The sequence below is a fragment of the Microvirga subterranea genome, assembly GCF_003350535.1.
In the GTDB taxonomy this organism is placed as follows: domain Bacteria; phylum Pseudomonadota; class Alphaproteobacteria; order Rhizobiales; family Beijerinckiaceae; genus Microvirga; species Microvirga subterranea.
In genome coordinates this window covers 102,554-122,786 of the sequence record NZ_QQBB01000008.1, presented here as the reverse complement: position 1 = coordinate 122,786, position 20,233 = coordinate 102,554, and the positions used below count along the sequence as shown (strand labels likewise).

Annotated in this window: 20 protein-coding genes and 1 tRNA gene; 14 read left to right on the top strand and 7 right to left on the bottom strand. The window is 64.6% G+C overall.

The genetic code is table 11. The features are described from left to right. Positions 1–32 precede the first annotated feature (32 nt). Both DES45_RS19565 and DES45_RS19560 read left to right on the top strand, forming a co-directional pair. Positions 33–1,109 (top strand): BMP family ABC transporter substrate-binding protein, encoded by a 1,077-nt coding sequence (locus tag DES45_RS19565; protein WP_114771726.1) that lies wholly within the window; start codon positions 33–35, stop codon positions 1,107–1,109. A gap of 107 nt (positions 1,110–1,216) precedes the next feature. After that, entirely contained in the window at positions 1,217–1,867 is a 651-nt protein-coding gene (locus DES45_RS19560) for a nicotinamidase (RefSeq protein ID WP_114771725.1), read from the top strand. 14 nt (positions 1,868–1,881) lie between these two features. Here the strand turns inward: DES45_RS19560 and rimO are convergent, their stop codons facing one another. Continuing rightward, a complete protein-coding gene (gene rimO, locus DES45_RS19555; protein ID WP_114771724.1) occupies positions 1,882–3,198 on the bottom strand; it encodes a 30S ribosomal protein S12 methylthiotransferase RimO in 1,317 nt (438 codons plus the stop codon). 76 nt (positions 3,199–3,274) lie between these two features. Then, a tRNA-Ser gene (locus tag DES45_RS19550) sits at positions 3,275–3,364 on the bottom strand. 574 nt (positions 3,365–3,938) lie between these two features. Between DES45_RS19550 and DES45_RS19545 the strand changes: the two genes are divergently transcribed. The 8 genes from DES45_RS19545 (at position 3,939) to DES45_RS19510 (ending at position 12,677) form a co-directional block, all read left to right on the top strand. Continuing rightward, complete coding sequence (locus tag DES45_RS19545) at positions 3,939–4,988, top strand: septal ring lytic transglycosylase RlpA family protein (protein ID WP_245571799.1); 1,050 nt, start codon at positions 3,939–3,941, stop codon at positions 4,986–4,988. A gap of 104 nt (positions 4,989–5,092) precedes the next feature. After that, positions 5,093–6,307, top strand: coding sequence for a D-alanyl-D-alanine carboxypeptidase family protein (locus DES45_RS25425; protein WP_114771722.1), 1,215 nt, complete (start codon positions 5,093–5,095; stop codon positions 6,305–6,307). Then, positions 6,307–6,978 (top strand): dTMP kinase, encoded by a 672-nt coding sequence (gene tmk, locus DES45_RS25420; RefSeq protein ID WP_173947864.1) that lies wholly within the window; start codon positions 6,307–6,309, stop codon positions 6,976–6,978. The genes DES45_RS25425 and tmk overlap by 1 nt, the downstream gene beginning before the upstream one ends. Further along, positions 6,968–8,032 (top strand): DNA polymerase III subunit delta', encoded by a 1,065-nt coding sequence (locus tag DES45_RS19530; RefSeq protein WP_245571798.1) that lies wholly within the window; start codon positions 6,968–6,970, stop codon positions 8,030–8,032. Before tmk ends, DES45_RS19530 begins: the two co-directional genes overlap by 11 nt. A 55-nt stretch (positions 8,033–8,087) precedes the next feature. Continuing rightward, positions 8,088–9,638: a methionine--tRNA ligase gene (gene metG, locus DES45_RS19525; RefSeq protein WP_114771720.1), complete on the top strand. Its 1,551-nt coding sequence runs from the start codon at positions 8,088–8,090 to the stop codon at positions 9,636–9,638. 45 nt (positions 9,639–9,683) lie between these two features. Then, on the top strand, positions 9,684–11,012 hold the full coding sequence (locus DES45_RS19520) for a family 1 glycosylhydrolase (protein ID WP_114771719.1): 1,329 nt from the start codon (positions 9,684–9,686) through the stop codon (positions 11,010–11,012). A 73-nt stretch (positions 11,013–11,085) separates the two neighbouring features. Next, positions 11,086–11,883, top strand: coding sequence for a TatD family hydrolase (locus tag DES45_RS19515; protein ID WP_114771718.1), 798 nt, complete (start codon positions 11,086–11,088; stop codon positions 11,881–11,883). Continuing rightward, positions 11,880–12,677, top strand: coding sequence for an MBL fold metallo-hydrolase (locus DES45_RS19510; protein WP_114771717.1), 798 nt, complete (start codon positions 11,880–11,882; stop codon positions 12,675–12,677). Before DES45_RS19515 ends, DES45_RS19510 begins: the two co-directional genes overlap by 4 nt. A gap of 4 nt (positions 12,678–12,681) precedes the next feature. On the opposite strand, the gene DES45_RS19505 is transcribed toward DES45_RS19510, so the two are convergent. From DES45_RS19505 to DES45_RS19495, 3 genes are read right to left on the bottom strand one after another with little or no spacing between them, the layout of a single operon-like run. After that, entirely contained in the window at positions 12,682–13,122 is a 441-nt protein-coding gene (locus DES45_RS19505; protein ID WP_114771716.1) for a protein tyrosine phosphatase family protein, read from the bottom strand. Positions 13,123–13,170: 48 nt separating this feature from the next. Then, on the bottom strand, positions 13,171–13,950 hold the full coding sequence (locus DES45_RS19500) for a sulfite exporter TauE/SafE family protein (RefSeq protein ID WP_114771715.1): 780 nt from the start codon (positions 13,948–13,950) through the stop codon (positions 13,171–13,173). 24 nt (positions 13,951–13,974) lie between these two features. After that, positions 13,975–14,529: a rhodanese-like domain-containing protein gene (locus DES45_RS19495; protein ID WP_114771714.1), complete on the bottom strand. Its 555-nt coding sequence runs from the start codon at positions 14,527–14,529 to the stop codon at positions 13,975–13,977. A gap of 109 nt (positions 14,530–14,638) precedes the next feature. Between DES45_RS19495 and DES45_RS19490 the strand changes: the two genes are divergently transcribed. The 4 genes from DES45_RS19490 to mazG all read left to right on the top strand — a co-directional run bounded on the left by DES45_RS19490 (position 14,639) and on the right by mazG (position 18,432). After that, entirely contained in the window at positions 14,639–15,526 is an 888-nt protein-coding gene (locus tag DES45_RS19490; RefSeq protein ID WP_114771713.1) for an MBL fold metallo-hydrolase, read from the top strand. A gap of 396 nt (positions 15,527–15,922) precedes the next feature. Beyond that, entirely contained in the window at positions 15,923–16,396 is a 474-nt protein-coding gene (locus tag DES45_RS19485; RefSeq protein WP_114771712.1) for a DUF411 domain-containing protein, read from the top strand. Between the two features lie 221 nt (positions 16,397–16,617). After that, positions 16,618–17,514: a DMT family transporter gene (locus DES45_RS19480; protein WP_114771711.1), complete on the top strand. Its 897-nt coding sequence runs from the start codon at positions 16,618–16,620 to the stop codon at positions 17,512–17,514. A 75-nt stretch (positions 17,515–17,589) separates the two neighbouring features. After that, entirely contained in the window at positions 17,590–18,432 is an 843-nt protein-coding gene (mazG, locus tag DES45_RS19475; RefSeq protein ID WP_114771710.1) for a nucleoside triphosphate pyrophosphohydrolase, read from the top strand. Here the strand turns inward: mazG and hflX are convergent. Then, positions 18,427–19,830, bottom strand: coding sequence for a GTPase HflX (hflX, locus tag DES45_RS19470; protein WP_114771709.1), 1,404 nt, complete (start codon positions 19,828–19,830; stop codon positions 18,427–18,429). The two genes, mazG and hflX, sit on opposite strands and share 6 nt — an antisense overlap. A gap of 1 nt (position 19,831) precedes the next feature. Next, positions 19,832–20,086, bottom strand: a complete 255-nt coding sequence (hfq, locus tag DES45_RS19465; RefSeq protein WP_114188605.1) for an RNA chaperone Hfq — start codon at positions 20,084–20,086, stop codon at positions 19,832–19,834. Positions 20,087–20,233: the final 147 nt, after the last annotated feature.

The following is a 20,233-nucleotide window of genomic DNA, read 5'->3' as shown; positions in this document are numbered from 1 at the left end:
ATGTGCGGAACTACTTTCCTAGGGGAGCAGACATGTTTTCACGGAGTCTCATGGGCGTTCTGGCGGGGGCTGCGGCCCTGGCCCTGTCGGCCGGCGGCGCGGCGGCCCAGCAGAAGCTGAAGATCGGCTTCATCTATGTCGGCCCGGTCGGCGACTACGGCTGGAGCCACCAGCACGATGTGGGCCGCAAGGCGATCGAGAAGGCCTTCGGCGACAAGGTCGAGACCACCTACGTCGAGAGCGTGCCCGAGGCCGATTCCGAGCGCGCCATCGAGCAGCTCGCCCGCACGGGCCATGGCCTGGTGTTCACGACCTCGTTCGGCTTCATGGAGCCGACCCTGAAGGTCGCCAAGAAGTACCCGAACGTGAAGTTCGAGCACGCCACCGGCTTCAAGCGCGCGCCGAACCTCGCGACCTATGCGGCGAAGTTCCACGAGGGCCGGTACATCATCGGCCAGATCGCCGCCAAGATGTCGAAGTCCGGCACCATCGGCTATGTCGGCGCCTTCCCGATCCCGGAAGTCGTGGCCGGCATCAACTCGTACTTCCTCGGCGCCCAATCGGTGAACCCGAGCATCAAGATCAAGGTCGTGTGGGCGAACTCCTGGTACGATCCGGCCAAGGAGGCCGATGCCGCCAAGGCCCTGCTCGACCAGGGCGTGGACGTGATCGCGCAGCACACGGACAGCCCGGCGCCGCTCCAGGCCGCCGAGGCCCGCGGCAAGTTCGGCTTCGGCCAGGCCTCCGACATGGAGCAGTTCGCCCCGAAGGCGCAGCTGACCGCAATCGTCGATAACTGGTCGGACTACTACGTGGCCCGCACCAAGGCCGTGCTCGACGGAACCTGGAAGTCCGAGGACACGTGGGGCGGTCTCGCAGCCCACATGGTCGTCATGTCGCCCTACAAGAACATGCCCGACGACGTGAAGAAGATGGCCGAGGAGACCGAGGCCGCGATCAAGTCCGGCAAGCTCAACCCGTTCAAGTGCCCGGTCGTGAAGCAGGACGGCACCGAGGTCGAATGCAAGGGCAACGGCGCCCTCTCGGACGAGCAGGTCCTCGGCATGAACTTCTACGTGAAGGGCATCGACGACAAGCTGCCGCAATAAGCGAAGGCTACGAAGCATTCGAGAGGCGGCCGGAGAACCGGCCGCCTTTTTTGTTGGTCCGGATCCGCTAAACCTGAACCGCAGCAAGGGAATGGAACGCAGCCGACATGACAGAGCAGCCCAGGATCACGCCGAACGAGAACGACGTCCTGATCGTCACGGACGTCCAATACGACTTCCTGCCCGGAGGCGCGCTCGCAGTTCCGGAGGGCGATGCGGTGATCGAACCGATCAACCGTCTGGCAAAGGCGTTCCGCCACGTGCTGCTGACCCAGGACTGGCATCCGCCGGGACACACGTCCTTCGCGTCGAGCCATCCGGGCAAGAAGCCCTTCGAGCTGATCGACCTGCATTACGGCCGGCAGGTTCTCTGGCCGGATCACTGCATCCAGGGGTCGCCCGGCGCAGAGATTTCCCGCGACGTCCACGTCCCGCACGCGCAGCTCGTGATCCGCAAAGGCTATGATCCGGCCATCGACAGCTATTCCGGCTTCATCGAGGCCGATCGCAAGACCTCAACGGGCCTTGCCGGCTATCTGCGGGAGCGGGGTTTCCGGCGCGTCTTCTGCACCGGGCTCGCACTCGACTTCTGCGTCCACTGGACGGCGCTCGACGCCAAGGCGGCCGGGTTCGACACCTACGTGATCGAGGACGCCTCGCGCGCAATCGACACGAACGGTTCGCTGGCGCAGGCGAGGGCGGATCTCGACGCCGTGGGCGTCAAGATCATCCACAGCGGCCAGATCGTTTCCCCGTAAGGAGACGGCGGCCGTCAGACCGCCGAACCGTGCAGGTCGTACTCGTCCGAGCGCTGGATCTTCACGTCGACGATCTCGCCGGCCTTGAGCGGCCGTGGCGAGGCCACGTAGACGACGCCGTCGATCTCGGGGGCGTCGTACTTCGTGCGCCCCGTCGCGACGGTGGCGCCCGGCTCGTCGATGATGACCGGAAGGGCCTTGCCGACCTTCGCCCTGAGCAGCCTGGCGCTGATCTTCTGCTGGGTCTGCATGAAGCGGTGCCAGCGCTCCTCCTTGACCTCCGGCGGCACCGGCGCCGCGATCTCGTTCGCCGGTGCGCCCTGGACGGGCTCGTACTGGAAGCAGCCGACCCGGTCGAGCTTGGCCTCCTTCAGCCACGACAGGAGGAAGTCGACATCCTCCTCGGTCTCACCGGGGAAGCCGACGATGAAGGTCGAGCGGATCGCCAGGTCCGGGCAGATCATGCGCCATTTCTGGATTCGCTCGAGGGTCTTCTCCTGGTGGGCCGGACGACGCATCAATTTCAGGACGCTCGGCGAGGCGTGCTGGAACGGGATGTCGAGATAAGGAAGGATTCTGCCCTCAGCCATGAGCGAGATCACCTCGTCCACGTGCGGGTAGGGATAGACGTAGTGCATGCGCACCCACATGCCGAGTTCGCCCAGCTCCTTGGCGAGGTCGAAGAACCGAGTGCGGACCTCCCGGTCCTTCCAGAGGCTCGGCTGGTACTTCACGTCGAGACCGTAGGCGCTGGTGTCCTGGGAGATGACCAGCACCTCCTTCACGCCGGCCTTGGCGAGCTTCTCTGCCTCCCGCAGCACGTCGCCCACGGGCCGGCTGACGAGGTCGCCGCGCAGCTTCGGGATGATGCAGAAGGTGCAGCGGTTGTTGCAGCCCTCGGAAATCTTCAGGTAGGCGTAGTGCCGCGGCGTGAGCTTCACGCCCTGGGGCGGGACGAGATCCAGGAAGGGATCATGGGCGGGCGGGACGGCGGTGTGCACGGCCGAGACCACGGACTCATAGGCCTGCGGACCCGTGATCGCGAGCACGTTCGGGAACTTGTCGCGGATCTGCTCCGGCTCTGCGCCCATGCAGCCGGTGACGATCACCTTGCCGTTCTCCGCCATGGCCTCGCCTATGGCCTCGAGCGACTCGGCCTTGGCGCTGTCGAGAAAGCCGCAGGTGTTGACAATGACCACGTCGGCCCCGTCATGCTGGCGGGTCAGCTCGTAGCCCTGGGCCCGGAGCTGGGTGATGATGCGCTCGGAATCCACCAGGGCCTTCGGGCAGCCCAGGGACACGAACGAAACTTTCGGCGCGGGAGCATTCATCCGCCAAATCCACTCTTGCAAAGCTTGTACTGACATCCGGAGCGCGCCCGCCTAAGGCGGCATCGGCGCAAAATCATGGCGGAGGGGGTGGGATTCGAACCCACGGTAGGCTTGCACCTACGGCGGTTTTCAAGACCGCTGCCTTAAACCACTCGGCCACCCCTCCGGGGATGATGCGGCCTGCTCGCGCAGCCTCCCGCTCTCATGGTTCAGACGGTGTCTAAGGCCGCAGGCCGTGTGCCGTCAACTCGAACCGATCCGTAAATAGATCAACGAACATCCGGCTGGAGGGCAAGGAAGTGGCCGATAAGCCGCCGCTGTTTTGTCTTGTGGTTAAGAATGAGTGGGTCGCGGCGGAGCGCCGCGGTCGTGATGTCGGCAGGGCGACATTGCCGCCGCTTTGGAGTGCTTTCAGCTAAATCATTGCGGATAAAAGGAAATGTATCCGGCGTGATGCGAGTTCTCGGACGCAACTTCGGTGCTCCACACGCCGCCGCCGCTTCGCGATCCTCTCGCATTCGAATCAGGTCGAGACGATCCGGAGACATCGTTCGAACCCTCAAGTTATTTGTCCAACCATCTGAAATGTCGGATTTTTATCATCAAATACACAATGTTTCATTTGTTTAGGCTTGGCCATTGACAAGCGGAGCAGTTTAACCTTTCCTTAAGCACCAAGAAGCACGTTGACGGGACGTTCATGGCAAAAGCCGGCCCGCAGCAATCGTGCGGGTAAGGGGATGCAAGACGATATGCAGGGCAAGCGGACCGGATCGCAGACGGGGCCGAAGGGGCGTGTCGCCTCTTTGAACCATCGGACCATTCTCCGTGTCGCGGGCGTGACTGCAATCGCCCTGACGGCCGCTAACTGCTCCTCCAACGTGCGTGGCGGGATCGACCCGAAATACGGTGTCGCCCCCAGCCCGAAGGTTGTTGCCGACGGCCAGCCCGTGCCGAAGGGCGGCGGTCGCAACATGGTGGGCCAGCCCTATGTGGTGGCGGGACGCACCTACGCGCCGACCGAGAACCCGAACTACAAGGCCGAGGGCCTCGCGTCCTGGTACGGCTCGAACTTCCACGGCCGCATGACGGCCAATGGCGAGATCTTCGACCGTGATTCGATCGCGGCCGCCCATACCACGATGCCGCTGCCGAGCTATGCCCGCGTGACCAATGTGCAGAATGGCCACTCCATGATCGTTCGCGTGAACGACCGCGGACCGTTCCACGGCAACCGCGTCATCGACGTTTCGGAAAGGGCGGCCCTGGCGCTCGGCTTCAAGGCACAGGGAACGGCCCGCGTGAAGGTCGAGTATGTCGGCCGCGCCTCCACCAACGGCAGCGATGACCGCATCCTGCTCGCCAGCCTTCGCACCGACGGCCAGCCTGCCTCTCTGACCAACGCCGCCCCGACCATGATCGCCCAGGCAACGCCGCGGCCGAATGCACCGCGCCAGACGATTGCCCTGCGCAGCTACGATTCGGATGACGGGGCCGAGGAAGCGATCTCTGCTGCACCGATCCGGGCTTCCCAGCCTCTGACGACGGCCGCGAATGCGGGAGCGCCGCTTGGCGGATCGGTTCCGCTGCCGCCTGAGCGGCCCTTCGACCTCGGTACGATCCCGGGTGCGGCCACCCCGGTTCCAGTCGCATCGCTCTCGAGCCGCCCTGTGCCACCATCCCGGCCGGTCTTGGCAGGCCTCTATTATGCTGAGCCTGAAGCCGCGAAGGGCGGCTTCCAGAAGAGCTCGTCCTTCACCAATCTGGACCAGTCTCGCTTCCTTCGATAGCCGACAGCCGCGGCGTCCTCGACCGAGCGTGGCCTTGGCGTTGATTTGTGCTTGACGCGCCACAAATTCCCTCTCTCCTAGCGGGAGAGTTGGAAATCCTCACGATGCGTCAGTTTCGAATAAGCCGTGCCGCGGCAGCCTTCGCGCTTCTGTTCAATGTCCTGGCCCTTGCCACTCTTGCGCCGGGCAGCAGCGCCCGCGCCCAAGGGTTCCAGACCATCGCGCCGACGGCCATCCTCATTGACGCGGAATCGGAAGCCGTCCTGTTCGAAAAGAACGCGGACGAGCCGGTGGCGCCGGCCAGCATGGCGAAGACCATGACGGTCGAGGTCCTGTTCAACGAGATCAAGAACGGTCGGATCTCGATGGATACCGAGTTCACCATCTCCGAGAACGCCTGGCGGAAAGGCGGGGCAGGCTCCGGCGGCTCGGCCATGTTCGCCAAGGTGAACAGCAGCGTCAGGGTCGAGGATCTGCTGCGCGGCATCATCGTCCAATCCGGCAACGATGCGGCGATCGCCGTCGCGGAGGGCATTGCGGGAACGGAAGACAACTTCGCCCGGATGATGAACGAGCGGGCCAAGCAGATCGGCATGACCAACTCGACCTTCCGGAATGCCACGGGGTACGGCCATCCCGAGCAGAAGGTAACCGTCCGCGACCTCGCGAAGCTGGCGCTCCACATCATCGAAACCTACCCGGATCTCTACAAGATCTTCGGCGAGCGGGAATTCACCTGGAACAAGATCCGTCAGCAGAACCGCAATCCGCTCCTGACGATGGAAATCGGCGCTGACGGCCTCAAGACCGGCAATATCGACGAGTCGGGATACGGACTCATCGGCTCCGCAGTCCAGAACGGCCAGCGGCTCATCGTGGTGGTGAACGGGCTGAAGACGGCGAAGGACCGCGCCAATGAGTCCCGGAAGCTCCTGGAATGGGGCTTCCGCGCCTTCGAATCCCGCCAGCTCTTCTCCGAAGGGCAGGTGATCGGGGAGGTGCAGGTCTTCGGCGGCGACCGCCGGTCCCTGCCTCTCGTGGCCAAGAAGCCGGTTCGCGTCCTCGTCAACCGGGGCGAGTCCGAGCGGGTCTCCGCCCGGATCGTGTATACGGGACCCCTGAAGGCTCCGGTCAAGAAGGGAGCCGAGGTCGCCAAGCTCAGGGTCGACCGTGGCGACATGCAGGCGCTCGAGATGCCCCTCTACGCCAACGAGGATGTCCAAGTCGGCACCCTCAGCCAGCGCGCCCTCGACGGCCTCCTCGAAATGAGCACGGGGTGGGTCCGAAACGCCTTCTCAAGCCTCGTCGACCGCTTGTGATGACCGGTTGCTTCATCACCTTCGAAGGCGGGGAGGGAGCCGGCAAGTCGACACAGATCGAACGGCTGCGGCGGCGGCTCGAGGCCCTGTCCCAGTCCGTCGTCGTGACCCGGGAGCCGGGCGGATCGCCGGACGCCGAACGCATCCGCGCGTTCATTCTGGAAGGCCGCGCCAAGGCCCTCGGCCCCTTCGCCGAGGCTCTTCTGTTCGCAGCGGCTCGCATCGACCACATCGACAACGTGATCGTGCCGGCTCTCAGGCGCGGAACCCACGTGCTCTGCGACCGCTTCGCCGATTCCACCCGCGCCTATCAGGGAGCCCTCGGCAATCTCGACGGCGCCCTCATCGACTCCCTGGAACGGATCACCCTCAAGGGGGTGAAGCCCGACTTGACCTTCATCCTCGATCTTCCGGCCGAGGTGGGGCTTGGCCGCGCCGGCAGACGCCGCGGGGAGGGCGAGGGGGCGGACCGCTTCGAAGGCGAGGACCTCTCCTTTCATCAGGCGCTCCGGCAGGCATACTTGGCGATCGCACGCGCCTTTCCCGAACGTTGCGTGGTGATCCATGCCGATCGTCCGGCCGAAGAGGTCGAGGACATCATCTGGAACGCGCTGTCTGAACGGCTTCCCCGACTGACGCAACATGCAGCGAGACCCCTCGATGTCGCGTGAAGAGCGGGACAGCACCGAGCCGGATCAGCTCGAAGGCACGCCTCATCCCCGGGAGCAGTTCGCCTTCTTCGGTCATAGGGAAGGGGAGGAGGCCTTCCTTGAAGGGCTGCGCAGCGGCAGGCTCCACCATGCCTGGCTGATCGGCGGACCTCAGGGCATCGGCAAGGCGACGCTCGCCTATCGGGTCGCACGGACGGTGCTCGATCCCCGCCGGAGCGGCAATCCGGCCCTGGCGGACCTTGCGATGGCCCCGGACAATCCCGTGGCGCGGCAGGTGGCGGCCCTGTCCCATCCCAACCTTGCGATCCTGCGGCGGGCGCCGGCGACCGACAAGAAGGGCCCTTCGGCGACGATTCCCGTCGAAGCGGTCCGCCGGGCGCTTGCGATGTTCGGCTCGACTGCCGCCGACGGCGGATACCGCGTCTGCATCGTCGACAGCGCCGAGGATCTGACGATCTCGAGCGCGAATGCACTGCTCAAGATGATCGAGGAGCCGCCGCCGCGGTCGCTCTTCCTGGTCGTGAGCCATGCCCCGCAACGGGTTCTCCCCACGATCCGCTCGCGTTGCCGGCGATTGCTCCTGCGGCCCCTCGACGACACGGACATCCGGTCGGTCATCGGCTCTCTGGGTGCGCCTTGGGACGGCGTTCCGGACGACGTCATGGATCAGGCCCTCCGGTACGGCGAAGGCTCGGCCCGCCGGACCCTCGAGCTCCTGGATGCCGGCAAGGTCGGCTTCATCGACCAGGTCACACGGCTGCTGCAGTCCCTTCCGCGGACCGACGTGCGGCAGGTCCATGCCCTGGCGGAGGCTCTCGCCAGACGCGACGCCGACGACAGTTACGAGCTCGCCATCGAGACCGTGCAGCGCTGGGTGACGGAACGGCTTCGGGAGCAGGCCGGCCTTGGCGCGTCGCGCCTTGCGCCTTTGGTGGAGGTATGTGAGAAGATCGCCCGCACGGCCCGCGAGATCGACGTTTTCAACCTCGACCGCCGGCCATTCATCCTGACGCTGTTCGACGATCTCGCCGATGCGGTCCGGCGAACGGCCTGACTGCCGCCGGCGAGGATGACGGCGGGTTCGAAGGTTCTGACGGCAAGGGTTCAACATGGCCGAGAAGCAGAAGTTCTACATCACGACGGCCATCTCCTATCCGAATGGCGCCCCCCATATCGGACACGCATATGAGATCGTCGCCTCCGACGCGATCGCGCGCTTCAAGCGCATCGACGGGTTCGACGTGTTCTTCATGACGGGCACCGACGAGCACGGCCTGAAGATCCAGCAGACCGCCGACCGGAACGGCACGACCCCGAAGGCCTTCGTCGACGAGATGGCGGCCAAGTTCAAGGACATGGCCGACCGGCTGAACTGCTCTTACGACCGCTTCATCCGCACCACCGATGCGGACCACCTTCCATCGACCCATGAGCTCTGGCGCCGGATGGAGGAGGCCGGGGACATTTATCTATCCAAGTATTCCGGCTGGTACTCGGTCCGGGACGAGGCCTATTACGACGAAAGCGAGCTGACCAAGCAGCCCGACGGCAGCTGGCGCGCACCCACAGGCACGCCGGTGGAATGGATCGAGGAGGAGAGCTATTTCTTCCGCCTCTCGGCCTACCAGGATCGCCTGCTCGACCACTACAAGGCCAATCCGGACTTCATCGGCCCCGACACCCGGCGCAACGAGATCGTCAGCTTCGTCCGGTCCGGCCTGCAGGACCTCTCGATCAGCCGCACCACCTTCAACTGGGGCCTGCCGGTTCCGGGCAACCCGAAGCACGTGATGTATGTTTGGGTCGACGCCCTCAACAACTACGTGACCGGCTGCGGCTTCCCGGACGAAAGCAACCCGCGCTGGCACTACTGGCCGGCCGACGTGCACATCATCGGCAAGGACATCGTCCGCTTCCACACGGTCTACTGGCCGGCCTTCCTGATGTCGGCAGGCCTGCCGCTCCCGAAGCGGGTCTTCGGCCACGGCTTCCTGTTCAACCGCGGGGAGAAGATGTCGAAGTCGGTCGGCAACGTGATCGATCCCTTCGACCTCGCCGATCTCTACGGGGTCGACCAGCTCCGCTACTTCTTCATGCGGGAGGTTCCGTTCGGCCAAGACGGCAACTACTCGCATGAGGCTATCGTCAATCGGATCAACGCCGATCTGGCGAACGACCTCGGCAACCTAGCCCAGCGTTCGCTGTCTATGATCGCGAAGAATTGTGCGGGCGCCGTGCCGCAGCCCGGCGAACTCACCCAGGCGGACCAGGACATGCTCTGGCTCGCCGATGCCCTGCCGGGGAAGGCGAGGGCGGCAATGGAAGGCTTTGCCGTCCACAACGCGCTCGCGGAGATCTGGGCCGTGGTGGCGGAGGCCAACCGCTACTTCGCCTCGCAGGAGCCCTGGGTGCTGCGGAAGACGGATCCGGCCAGGATGGCCACGGTCCTCTACGTGACGGCGGAGGTCCTGCGCGCAGTCGGCATCCTGGCCCAGCCCTTCGTGCCCGAAGCGGCCGCCAAGCTTCTCGACCTCCTGTCGGTGGCTCCGGAGAACCGGGTGCTGGCCCTCGTCGGGCCGGAGAACCGGCTAGCGCCTGCCACGCCCTTGCCGCAACCTGCGCCGATCTTTCCGCGTTACATCGAGGCGGAGGCATCCTGACGCTTCCGCTTTGATGGGCCTTCGGGCCTACGGCGGAAGTGTAAGATGTACACCACCTTCATGTTCGCGACCGGGATCGAGAACAGCATCCCGACCATCAATAACGGCCGCACCCGCATCGACCAGATGGAGAAGTGCGGCCACTACAAATACTGGCAGACCGATTTCGCGCTGCTCGAAGAGCTCGAAATTCAGGTCCTCCGCTATGGTCCGCCGCTGCACCGGACGTTCCTGGGCCCTGGCCGGTACGACTGGAGCTTTGCCGACGAGACGTTCGGCGAGCTTCACAGGCGCAACGTCATTCCGATCGTCGATCTCTGCCATTTCGGGGTGCCGGACTGGATCGGCAACTTCCAGAATCCAGACTTTCCGACGCTTTTTGCAGCCTACGCGGAGGATTTCGCCCGCCGCTTCCCCTGGGTTCAGCTCTACACGCCGATCAACGAGATGTTCATCTGCGCTACGTTCTCGGCAGCCTATGGCTGGTGGAACGAGCAGTTGAGCAGCGACACCGCCTTCGTGACGGCCCTGAAGCATATCGTGAAGGCCAACGTGATGGCGATGGAGCGGATCCTGAAGGTCCGGCCCGATGCGATCTTCGTCCAGAGCGAATCCTCCGAATATTTCCACGCCGAGAACCCGGATGCGATCAAGCCGGCCGAAATCCTGAACTCCCGTCGATTCCTGTCCCTCGACCTCAATTACGGCCGCCGGGTCGACTCGGAAATGTACGAATTCCTGCTGGACAGCGGCATGACCCGCGACGAGTACCATTTCTTCCTCAATCGCTCGTCCCTGCGCCACCACTGCATCATGGGCAACGACTACTACGTCACGAACGAGCACCGGGTCACGGAGGACGGCAGATCCGTGGCGGCGGGCGACGTGTTCGGCTACGACGAGATCACCCGCCAGTACTACGACCGCTACCGGCTCCCGGTCATGCACACCGAGACCAACCTGATGGAAGGTCCGAACGGGGACGAGGCGGTCAACTGGCTCTGGAAGCAATGGGCCAACGTGCTGCGGGTCCGGAACACGGGCGTTCCGATCGTCGGCTTCACCTGGTACTCGCTCACCGACCAGATGGATTGGGACACGGCGTTGCGGGAGGAGAACAATCGGGTCACCCCCGTGGGCCTCTACGATCTCCAGCGCAACATCCGCCCCGTCGGAACGCGCTATAAGAACCTGATCGCGCACTGGTGCGATGTGCTTCCGGCTCAGAGCGTCTGCCTCACCGTGCCGGTCACCCGGCCGCAGGATTGCGACGAGCAAGTGGTGCAACGACATCAGGCGCGGATGCGGCAGATTCGGGAGCACGAGAAGGACGATACCCAGCAATCGTCCATTGCCGAAATGGGTCGTCGCTAGACGGAACAGTCTCATCCGCTTATGGGTGAGGCCACGCAAAACGAGGCGTCGGAAGAGGAGGGCGCCTTTCCTCATGTTGATCGACAGCCACTGCCACCTCGACTTTCCCGATCTCCAGGCCCGCCTCCCCGAGGTGCTGGCTCATGCTGCCGAGGCCGGCATCGGCCGGATGGTGACGATCTCCACCCATGTGGCCCGGTTCGAGACCTATCGCGCCCTTGCCGAGGCTCATCGAGACGTTTTCTTCACGGTCGGGACGCACCCTCATAATGCCGCCGAGGAGCCGGACGTGCCGGCGTCGCGCCTCGTCGCGCTTTCGGCTCACCCGCGCTGCATCGCCATCGGCGAAGCCGGGCTCGATTACCACTATGACAAGAGCCCTCGGGATGTGCAGCGGAAGGTGTTCCGCACCCATATCGCGGCCACGCGGGAAACAGGTCTGCCCCTCGTGATTCATGCCCGCAACGCCGACGAGGACATGATCGAGATCCTGTCCGACGAGATGGGGCGAGGGCGGTTCGGCGCCGTTCTGCACTGCTTCTCGTCCGGCGAGCAACTGGCGCAGGTCGGCGTTGATTTGGGGCTCTATGTCTCGTTCTCGGGAATCTTGACGTTCCGGAACTCGGAGGATATCCGCCGCATCGCCGCCCAGGTCCCGCGGGATCGGCTGCTGGTCGAGACCGATGCGCCCTACCTGGCGCCGGTCCCTTACAGGGGCAAGACCAACGAACCTGCCTATGTGGCCCACACCGCCAGGACGCTGGCGGAGGTGATCGGCGCGACCGAATCCGAGATCGCCGAGATCACGACCGCCAATTTCTACCGCCTCTTCTCGAAGGCGGCGGCGGCTGACAGGCAAGCCGCCGCATGAGCCTGAAACTGACGATTCTCGGCTGCGGCTCTTCCGGCGGGGTTCCGCGCGTCGGCGCAGGCTGGGGCGCCTGCGATCCGTCGAACCCGAAGAATCGGCGGCGGCGGTGCTCGCTTCTGGTCGAGCGGGCAGGGGCCGAGGGAACGACGAGCGTTCTGATCGATACCTCCCCCGACCTGCGCGAGCAGCTTCTCGGGGCCGACGTGAAGCGCCTCGACGCCGTGCTGTACACCCACGAGCACGCCGACCACACCCACGGGATCGACGATCTGCGCCCCCTGGTGATTTCGATGCGCCGGAAGATCCCGATCTATGCGGATCGAACCACGAGCGAGCTGCTGCTGATCCGCTTCGGCTATTGCTTCGAGACCCCGCCCGGCAGCGGCTATCCGCCCATTCTCGAGGCCCATCGTCTGGACCATGACCGAGAAACCGTCGTTTCAGGTCCCGGCGGGGCTATCCGGGCGATGCCGTTCCGGATGGTGCACGGCGACATCGACGCCTTGGGCTTCCGGTTCGACAGGATCGCCTACGCGCCCGACGTGAGCGAACTGCCCAAGGCCAGCATGCGCCATTTTCAGGACCTCGACGTCCTGATCATCGACGCGCTCCGCTACACGCCGCATCCGACCCATTTCTCGGTGTCGGAGGCGCTCTCCCTCATCGACGAGGTCAAGCCGAAGCGTGCGATCCTGACCAACCTGCACTCCGATCTGGACTACGAAAGGCTTCGGGGCGAACTCCCGCCGAACGTGGAGCCCGCCTACGACGGAATGCAGATCCTCGCCGACTGAGCGCTCACGTTTCTCCGGCGTGACGGCTGGCGGCTTCGGAAATCCGGCCGCGGAGGGCCGAAAGATCGTAGCCCGCGTCCCCTGCCGTCCTCAGGATCTCCTCCGGAGGCATCGTGTCGGCGGAGGCAAGCGCCCACAGGGTCGCCGACCGTGTGCCGCTGCGGCAGAAGGCGAGGGCGGGTCCCTGCCCCTCCGCCAACGCCTTCCTGATGGCCGCGACCTGCTCGTCGGAGATCTGGCCCGGGACGACCGGAACATGGCGGTAGTCGAGACCCAGGCGGCGTGCGGCCGCGGAGAGCTCGGCGCTGGTCGGCTGATCCGGTGCCTCGCCATCCGGGCGGTTGTTGATCAGGAGGCGGAATCCTGCGGCGGAAGCCGCCTCGACGTCCCTTACGGACAGTTGGGGCGCCACCGAGAAACCGTCCGTGAGCTTTGCGATCTTCATGAGATGTCCTTTCCGTTCGGGGCGGCGCTCGCCGGCCGCCTTTGCTGCTCAGAACTGGCCAAGGCTCCGGACCAGCATGTAGAGCGCCACGGCGAAGATGAGCGCCGCGAAGACCAGGTTGAGCGCGCCGCGCTTTCCCGAGAGTTCCTTCGCCGAACGGGCGCCCAGCAGGCCTCCCATGATGCCGCCGGCGATGAATAGGAGCGCCAGTTTCCAGTCGACGAGACCGGAAATGGCGTAGTTCGCCGCCGTGGTCAGGCCGAAGGCCGTGACCGCGACAAGGGATGATCCGACCGCGTTCAGGATCGGCATGCCGGTCGCGAGCATCAGCCCGGGGACGATCAGGAAGCCGCCGCCGATGCCGAAGAAGCCCGACAGGATGCCGGCACCCAGCCCCAATCCGACGAGCTTCGGCAGGTTGTCGCGGCCGAGCCGAACCGAAGCATCGCCCTCGCCGTGCCGACCCCGGAGTATAAGGGCGCCGACCACCATCATCAGAACCGCGAAGAGAGCGAGAAGCTTCTGACCGTCCACCAGCTTGCCGAGCGTCGACCCGCCGAAGGCCCCGAGCATGCCCGCTGCGGCAAAGACCAAGGCACAGCGCCATTTGACGTTGCCTGCGCGGGCATGGTTCACGAGATTGGCCGCCGCGTTGGCCGCGACCGCGATGGCGCTGGTGCCGATCGCCACATGCGGGTTCGCGACACCGACCAGATAGACCAGCAGCGGCACGGCCAGGATCGATCCGCCCCCGCCTACGAGGCCGAGGGAGAAGCCGACCAGCGAGCCCGATACCAGCCCGAGGGCGCTTTGGGTGAGGGACAGCATGTCCGTCTCCAGAAGTGTTCCCGATCAGGCGGTGCGCGCCGCGTCTGGCCGGCCGTAGACCGCCCGGTTCCAGGGCGCTTTTGCGAGAACTCGCGCCAGGCCGCAGAAACCCGTGATGCCTGCCACCATCAGCCCGGCTCCGACGAAGCCCGGCACGATGAAGAACAGGGGCGAGAGAAGGAGCCCGAGCAGGGTGCCGAAAAGCGCCAGGCTGCCGGCGCCGATCTGCACCTGCCGCTGGAGTTCGAGCGGCTGGCGACGGTCGGCCACGACCGGCAGGCCCGCCTTCTTCCAGGCCTCGAGGCCACCCTCGACAATGTAAGCGTCACAGGCACTGGAGGCCTTGCCCGCAAGGCGTGCGGCATTCCCTTTGGTGCGCGCCCCGCTGCGGCAGTGGAAGATCACCGGTGTCCCGTCATGGAGGGCGAGATCCGCCTCGTCGAGCTTCGAGAGCGGCATCAGCCGTGCGCCCGGGATCTTTTCGCGCACATGTTCGTCCGGCTCGCGGATATCGACGAGGACGGCGCCCTGTTCGAGAAGGCGCTTGGCTTCTTCGGGTGCGATGACAGGAAGGGACATGGTCAATCTCCGGGTCGGGTCGAACTCAGAATTAAATTAGATATTGCTTATTTAGATATCACTCATACATTGTCAATAACGGCGCTGGCGCCGAGCAGGAGTTCAGACCATGTCAGGCAAACCCATCATCCGGGCGTTCTTCGACGAGCCGACCAATACGGTCAGTTATCTGGTCGCCGATCCGGCGACGAGGAAGGCCGCCATCATCGACCCGGTCTTCGACTACGACTACGCCTCCGGCACGGTCGACACCCGTTCCGTCGAGGCGATCCTGGCGGCGGCCGGGGAGGCGGGTTACGTGGTCGAATGGGCGCTCGAGACTCATGCCCATGCCGATCACCTGTCGGGCGCGCCCTACATCAAGGCCAAGACGGGAGCCAGGATCGGCATCGGCGAGCACATCAAGGACGTGCAGCGGATCTTCCGCCCGATCTTCAACGCCTCCGACCTGGACGCCAGCGGGCGCGACTTCGACCACCTGTTCCGGGACGAGGAACATTTCAGGATCGGCGATCTCGACGTCGAGGTGATGCACACGCCAGGCCACACGCCCGCGGACGTCTCCTATAAGATCGAGGATGCGGTGTTCGTCGGCGACACGATGTTCATGCCGGATTATGGAACCGCCAGAGCCGATTTCCCGGGCGGCGATGCGCATCAGCTCTACCGCTCGATCAAGCGCCTCCTGGCACTGCCGCCGGCGACCAGGCTCTTCATGTGCCACGACTACAAGGCGCCGGGCCGGGACAGCTACGCCTGGGAGACGACGGTCGGCGAACAGCGCGGGCAGAACGTCCACGTCAAGGAAGGCGTCACCGAAGACGAGTTCGTTGCCATGCGGACGGCCCGGGACGCCAAGCTCGCGGCACCGCGGCTTCTGCTGCCGTCGATCCAGGTGAACATCCGCGCTGGCAAGTTTCCGCCCGCTGAAGCCAATGGGGTCCGGTACCTGATGATCCCGGTCACGATGAAGGGCGGTGCCGAGGCCGTGGTCTGATCCATGGACGGAGTGACCGGGGCAGGCGCAACTCTCTGCGTCCGCCCATTCCATTCGTGTCTTGACTGATTGATGACCGATGGAGATCTGCTACACGGATCATCCGTCTATGGCTTGGCTCCAGATGGACCAAAGAGAAGCCCCAGGATCCGCTGAACACCTGTCCCATCATTTTGGTTCCATAATATATCTTATGCGAATTCGATGTAACGGAAGGCGGACCTCCAGCCGCGGTTGCTCTTCCCTCTGCTGTGCCATGCCTTCTCGATCAATCGGGCTTTCGGACCGCGCCTTGTTTTCCCATGGGGTGATCCCGACGTGATGTGCATCAAGGCGCCTATGACTTGAGCCGCGTAGTGCCTGTTCGGCTCGTCGCCCGATGAATGGAGATTTTACATGCTCGACCGCCGCCGACTTCTCATCGCATTTGCGGTCGCAGGCGCCGTGATTGTCGCGGGACCTGTCCTGGCGGATACGGCCCTGCCGACGGTTCGCGTCACCAAAGATCCGAATTGCGGCTGCTGCGAAGGCTGGGTCGATCACATGCGTCGTGCTGGGTTTACCGTTGAGGTGGTGTCCACCCTGCAGATCAACCGGGTGAAGGCTCGCCTGGGGGTTCCGGACGATCTGGCCTCGTGTCATACGGCCGAGGTCGCCGGCTATGTGATCGAGGGCCATGTTCCGGCCGATGCGGTCAAGCGCCTGCTGGCAGCGAAACCCGCCGGCCAGGGATTGGCCGTTCCCGGAATGCCGGTCGGATCGCCAGGCATGGAAGTCGATGGGACGGCGCCAGACACCTACGATGTGGTTCTGTTCGGTTCCGGCGGTCGGTCCGTCTTCGCGCGGTATGAAGGCGCGCGGCTGCTCTGACATAGGTGCGTGAGGAGCGGGGACCTCGTTCGGTTCCTCCTTCGCCTCCGTGGCGTCCCGGCGTTGCGCCCTCAAGGCTCCGCACCAGGGGTCTCCTTGTAAATAGCCAAGCGGTGAGCTTGTTGGCACAAGCACCCTTCCCGCTCCGCTTTATGAGAAATCATGCCTGATCCGCGTCAGGAACGGATTGATCATCGCGCCGGACCGGCCTTAATCGGAGCATGACCGTCCGGGATTTTTCGATCGCATTTCTGGTCTGCCTGACCTGGGCGGCTCACACGATCGTCAGCAAGCTCGTGGTCTCCGGCATGGAGATCCCGCCGCTGTTCTACGCCGCCGTGCGCTTCGGGATCGTGGCGCTCGTCGCGGCCCCTTGGCTCGTGCCGTTTCCGCGTCCGCCATGGCGCGTTCTCCTGGTCGGCTTTCTGATGGGCGGCGGAGGCTTTGCGCTGTTCTTCCTCGGCATCAAGACCGCGACGCCATCGAGCTCGGCGGTCGTCAGCCAGCTCGGTCTGCCGTTCACGGCGCTTCTGTCATTCACCATGCTCCGGGAGACCATCGACTGGCGGCGTGGGATCGGCATCGCCCTGACCTTCCTGGGCGGGGTGCTGGTGATGTGGAAGCCCGGGGAAGCGTTCGCCCTGTCGGGCGGCCTCGCGCTGATCGGCGCGGCCGCCTTCGTGGGATCGCTCGCGGCCGTGCTCATGAAGCAGATCAGTGGTGTCAAGCCGATCCAGTTCCAGGCCTGGGTCGGTCTGGCCTCGGTGCTGCCGCTCGTTGTCATGACGACGGGGCTGGAGACTGGACAGGTCGATCTGGCGATGAGGGCCGGGTGGCCGTTCGTCGGAGCCGTTCTCTTCTCGGCCCTCGTGGTCTCGCTATTCGCCCATACGCTCTATTACGGCCTCATCCAGAAGTACCCCGCGAACATCATTGCGCCCCTGATCGTCATGAACCCCCTTCTGACGGTGGCTCTCGGCATCGCCATCACGGGCGACCGCTTCGATCTTCGGACCGGCCTCGGATCGCTCATCGCGCTGTGCGGGATCCTCATCATCACGGTGAATCGGAGCCAGCTCTCCTCCCTCGCCTTCCGGCTCCGCCGCCGCTTCCGGTAAGATCGGACTTGCGTCCTCCGGACATGGGTCACATGGTCGAACCCCATTTGCCTTCTGACACCTGGTGACATTCGGATGAAGCCTTCCTCGGACATCTCTCGGCTCCTGGAGATCATGGCGGCCCTGCGCAACCCCGACACCGGCTGCCCCTGGGACCAGGAGCAGGATTTCCACTCGATCGCCCCCTATACCCTGGAGGAGGCGTACGAGGTGGTGGATGCGATCGAGCGCGGAGATTTCGCGGATCTGAAGGAGGAACTGGGCGATCTCCTGCTCCAGGTGGTGTTCCACGCCCAAATGGCAGCGGAAAAAAGCCTTTTCGCGTTTCCGGACGTCGTGGAGGCGATCACCCGCAAGCTCATCCGCCGCCATCCGCACGTCTTCGGCGATGCCCGCGATCTCTCGCCGGACCAGGTCAAGCTGCTGTGGGACGAGATCAAGCAGGAGGAGAAGGCGGAACGGCGCCTGTCCCGGGAGAAGCTCGGCCAACCCATGCAGGATGAGGAGAGGGGGTTCCTCGGTGGAATCCCGACCACCCTACCCGCCCTCACCCGTGCCCAGAAGCTTACGACCAAGGCCGCGAAGGTCGGGTTCGACTGGCCCGACGCATCTCAGGTGATCGACAAGATTCACGAGGAGCTGGAGGAGGTTAAGGAAGCGTGTTCAAGCGGCGACAGAGACAAGGTCGAGGACGAGATCGGCGATCTTCTCTTCGCCGTCAGCAATCTGGCGCGCCACTACGGTATCGACCCGGAGACCGCGCTGCGCAGGACCAATGCCAAGTTCGAGCGGCGCTTCGGCGCCGTGGAGCGTGCGCTCGGACGGAAACAGAAATCGCTGGAAGCGGCATCCCTCGACGAGATGGAGGAGCTTTGGGTCGAGGCCAAGCGGGCGGAGCGGGAGCCCCGCTCCTCATAGGACCCGGGCGGTCGGGAACCGATTCAGGAATCGGGGCTCCTTGCCGGAGCCGAGCCGCACGTGAAGGATCGTGTGCCCGTTCTCGAGGGTGCGGCGGTCGAGGATCTCGGTGTTCTCGTGCAGCCAAGCGAGCCCCTGGCCATCCTCCGGCGCCACATCGACCTCGTAGCTCAACCGTCCCATCGCGAGATGGTCCTGGATGGTCGTCAGGAGTTCCGGGATGCCCTCGCCCGTGAGGGCCGAGATCAGGATCGGGCGCCGCTCGTCTTCCTGTCGGCCCGACGCCGTCGCCAGCCTCTCCCGCTCTTCCGGAGACAGAAGATCGGCCTTGTTCCAGACCTCGATGATCCGTCGGGTGTCGTTCGGATCGATCCCGAGTTCGCGCAGAACGACCGCCACGTCGCCCGCCTGAGCCTCGGTTTCGCCGTGAGAGACGTCGCGGACGTGGAGCAGGACGTCCGCCTCGACCACATCCTCCAGGGTCGCCCGGAAGGCCGCCACCAGCATGGTCGGCAGATCCGAGATGAAACCGACGGTGTCGGACAGGATCGCCTTCTCGCCATGAGGCAGTTCGATGGCGCGGGAGGTCGGATCGAGGGTGGCGAACAGCATGTTTTCCGCCAGCACGTCGGCCTGGGTCATGCGATTGAACAGGGTCGACTTGCCGGCATTCGTGTATCCGACCAGCGCCACGATCGGGTAAGGCACCCTCCTCCGGCTCGTCCGATGCAGGGCACGCGTCTTCACCACCGTTTCGAGCTCGCGCTCGATCCGGGTCATCCGGTCCTGGATCAGGCGCCGGTCGGCCTCGATCTGGGTCTCGCCCGGGCCGCCCAGGAAGCCGAAACCGCCGCGCTGACGCTCCAGGTGGGTCCAGGATCGGACCAGTCGGCCCTTCTGGTAGGAGAGGTGGGCGAGCTCGACCTGAAGGGTGCCCTCCTTCGTCCGCGCCCGGCGCCCGAAGATTTCGAGAATCAGGCCCGTGCGGTCGATGACCTTGGCGCCCCAGGCCTTTTCGAGATTGCGTTGCTGGACCGGGCTTAACGCGCAGTCCATGACGACAAGCCCGATTCCTTCGGCCTTGATCAGCCCGGCCAGCTCCTCCACCTTGCCGCTGCCGATATAGGTGGCAGGGCGGGGCGAGGCGAGCGGCGTGATCATCGACTGGACGATGGACAGGTCGATGGCGGCCGCAAGGCCCGCCGCCTCCCCAAGCCGAGCCTCCGGCGGACGGGGATTGGTCTCATCCCCCTCCCCGTCAGGAGCTCCAGCCGCCGCACGACGGCGCCGGGTCAGGTAAGGACCGACCACGAGCGTCTTCGTTCCTGCCGCAACCTCCTTCTCAGGTTCGGCCAGGTGAGCGAGACGATGTTCCCCCGGTGTGCGCGGTTCCGTCACCTCAAGCCTTTTCGCCTGCCTCGTCGATCTGATCGAACAGCTGGACGGGCTGACCTGGCATGATGGTGGAGATCGCATGCTTGTAGACGAGCTGTGAATGCCCGTCTCGACGCAGGAGAACACAGAAATTGTCGAACCAGGTGACGACGCCTTGGAGCTTGACGCCGTTCACGAGGAAGATCGTAAGGGGAATTTTGTTCTTCCGGACGTAGTTGAGAAAGGTGTCCTGAAGATTTTGCGCGCGATCGCCCGCCATTGAAGTTGCCTCGCCAGCCCATCGCCGCCGGTCTTGGCTATGGGGCCGCCACTATATGGTTGTCCGCATGCGTGCGGTCGGTGACCGGCAGGCTTATTACAGGGCGAAGATTACCGTTACGCAAGGGGTAACATGGCAGTTCTACCC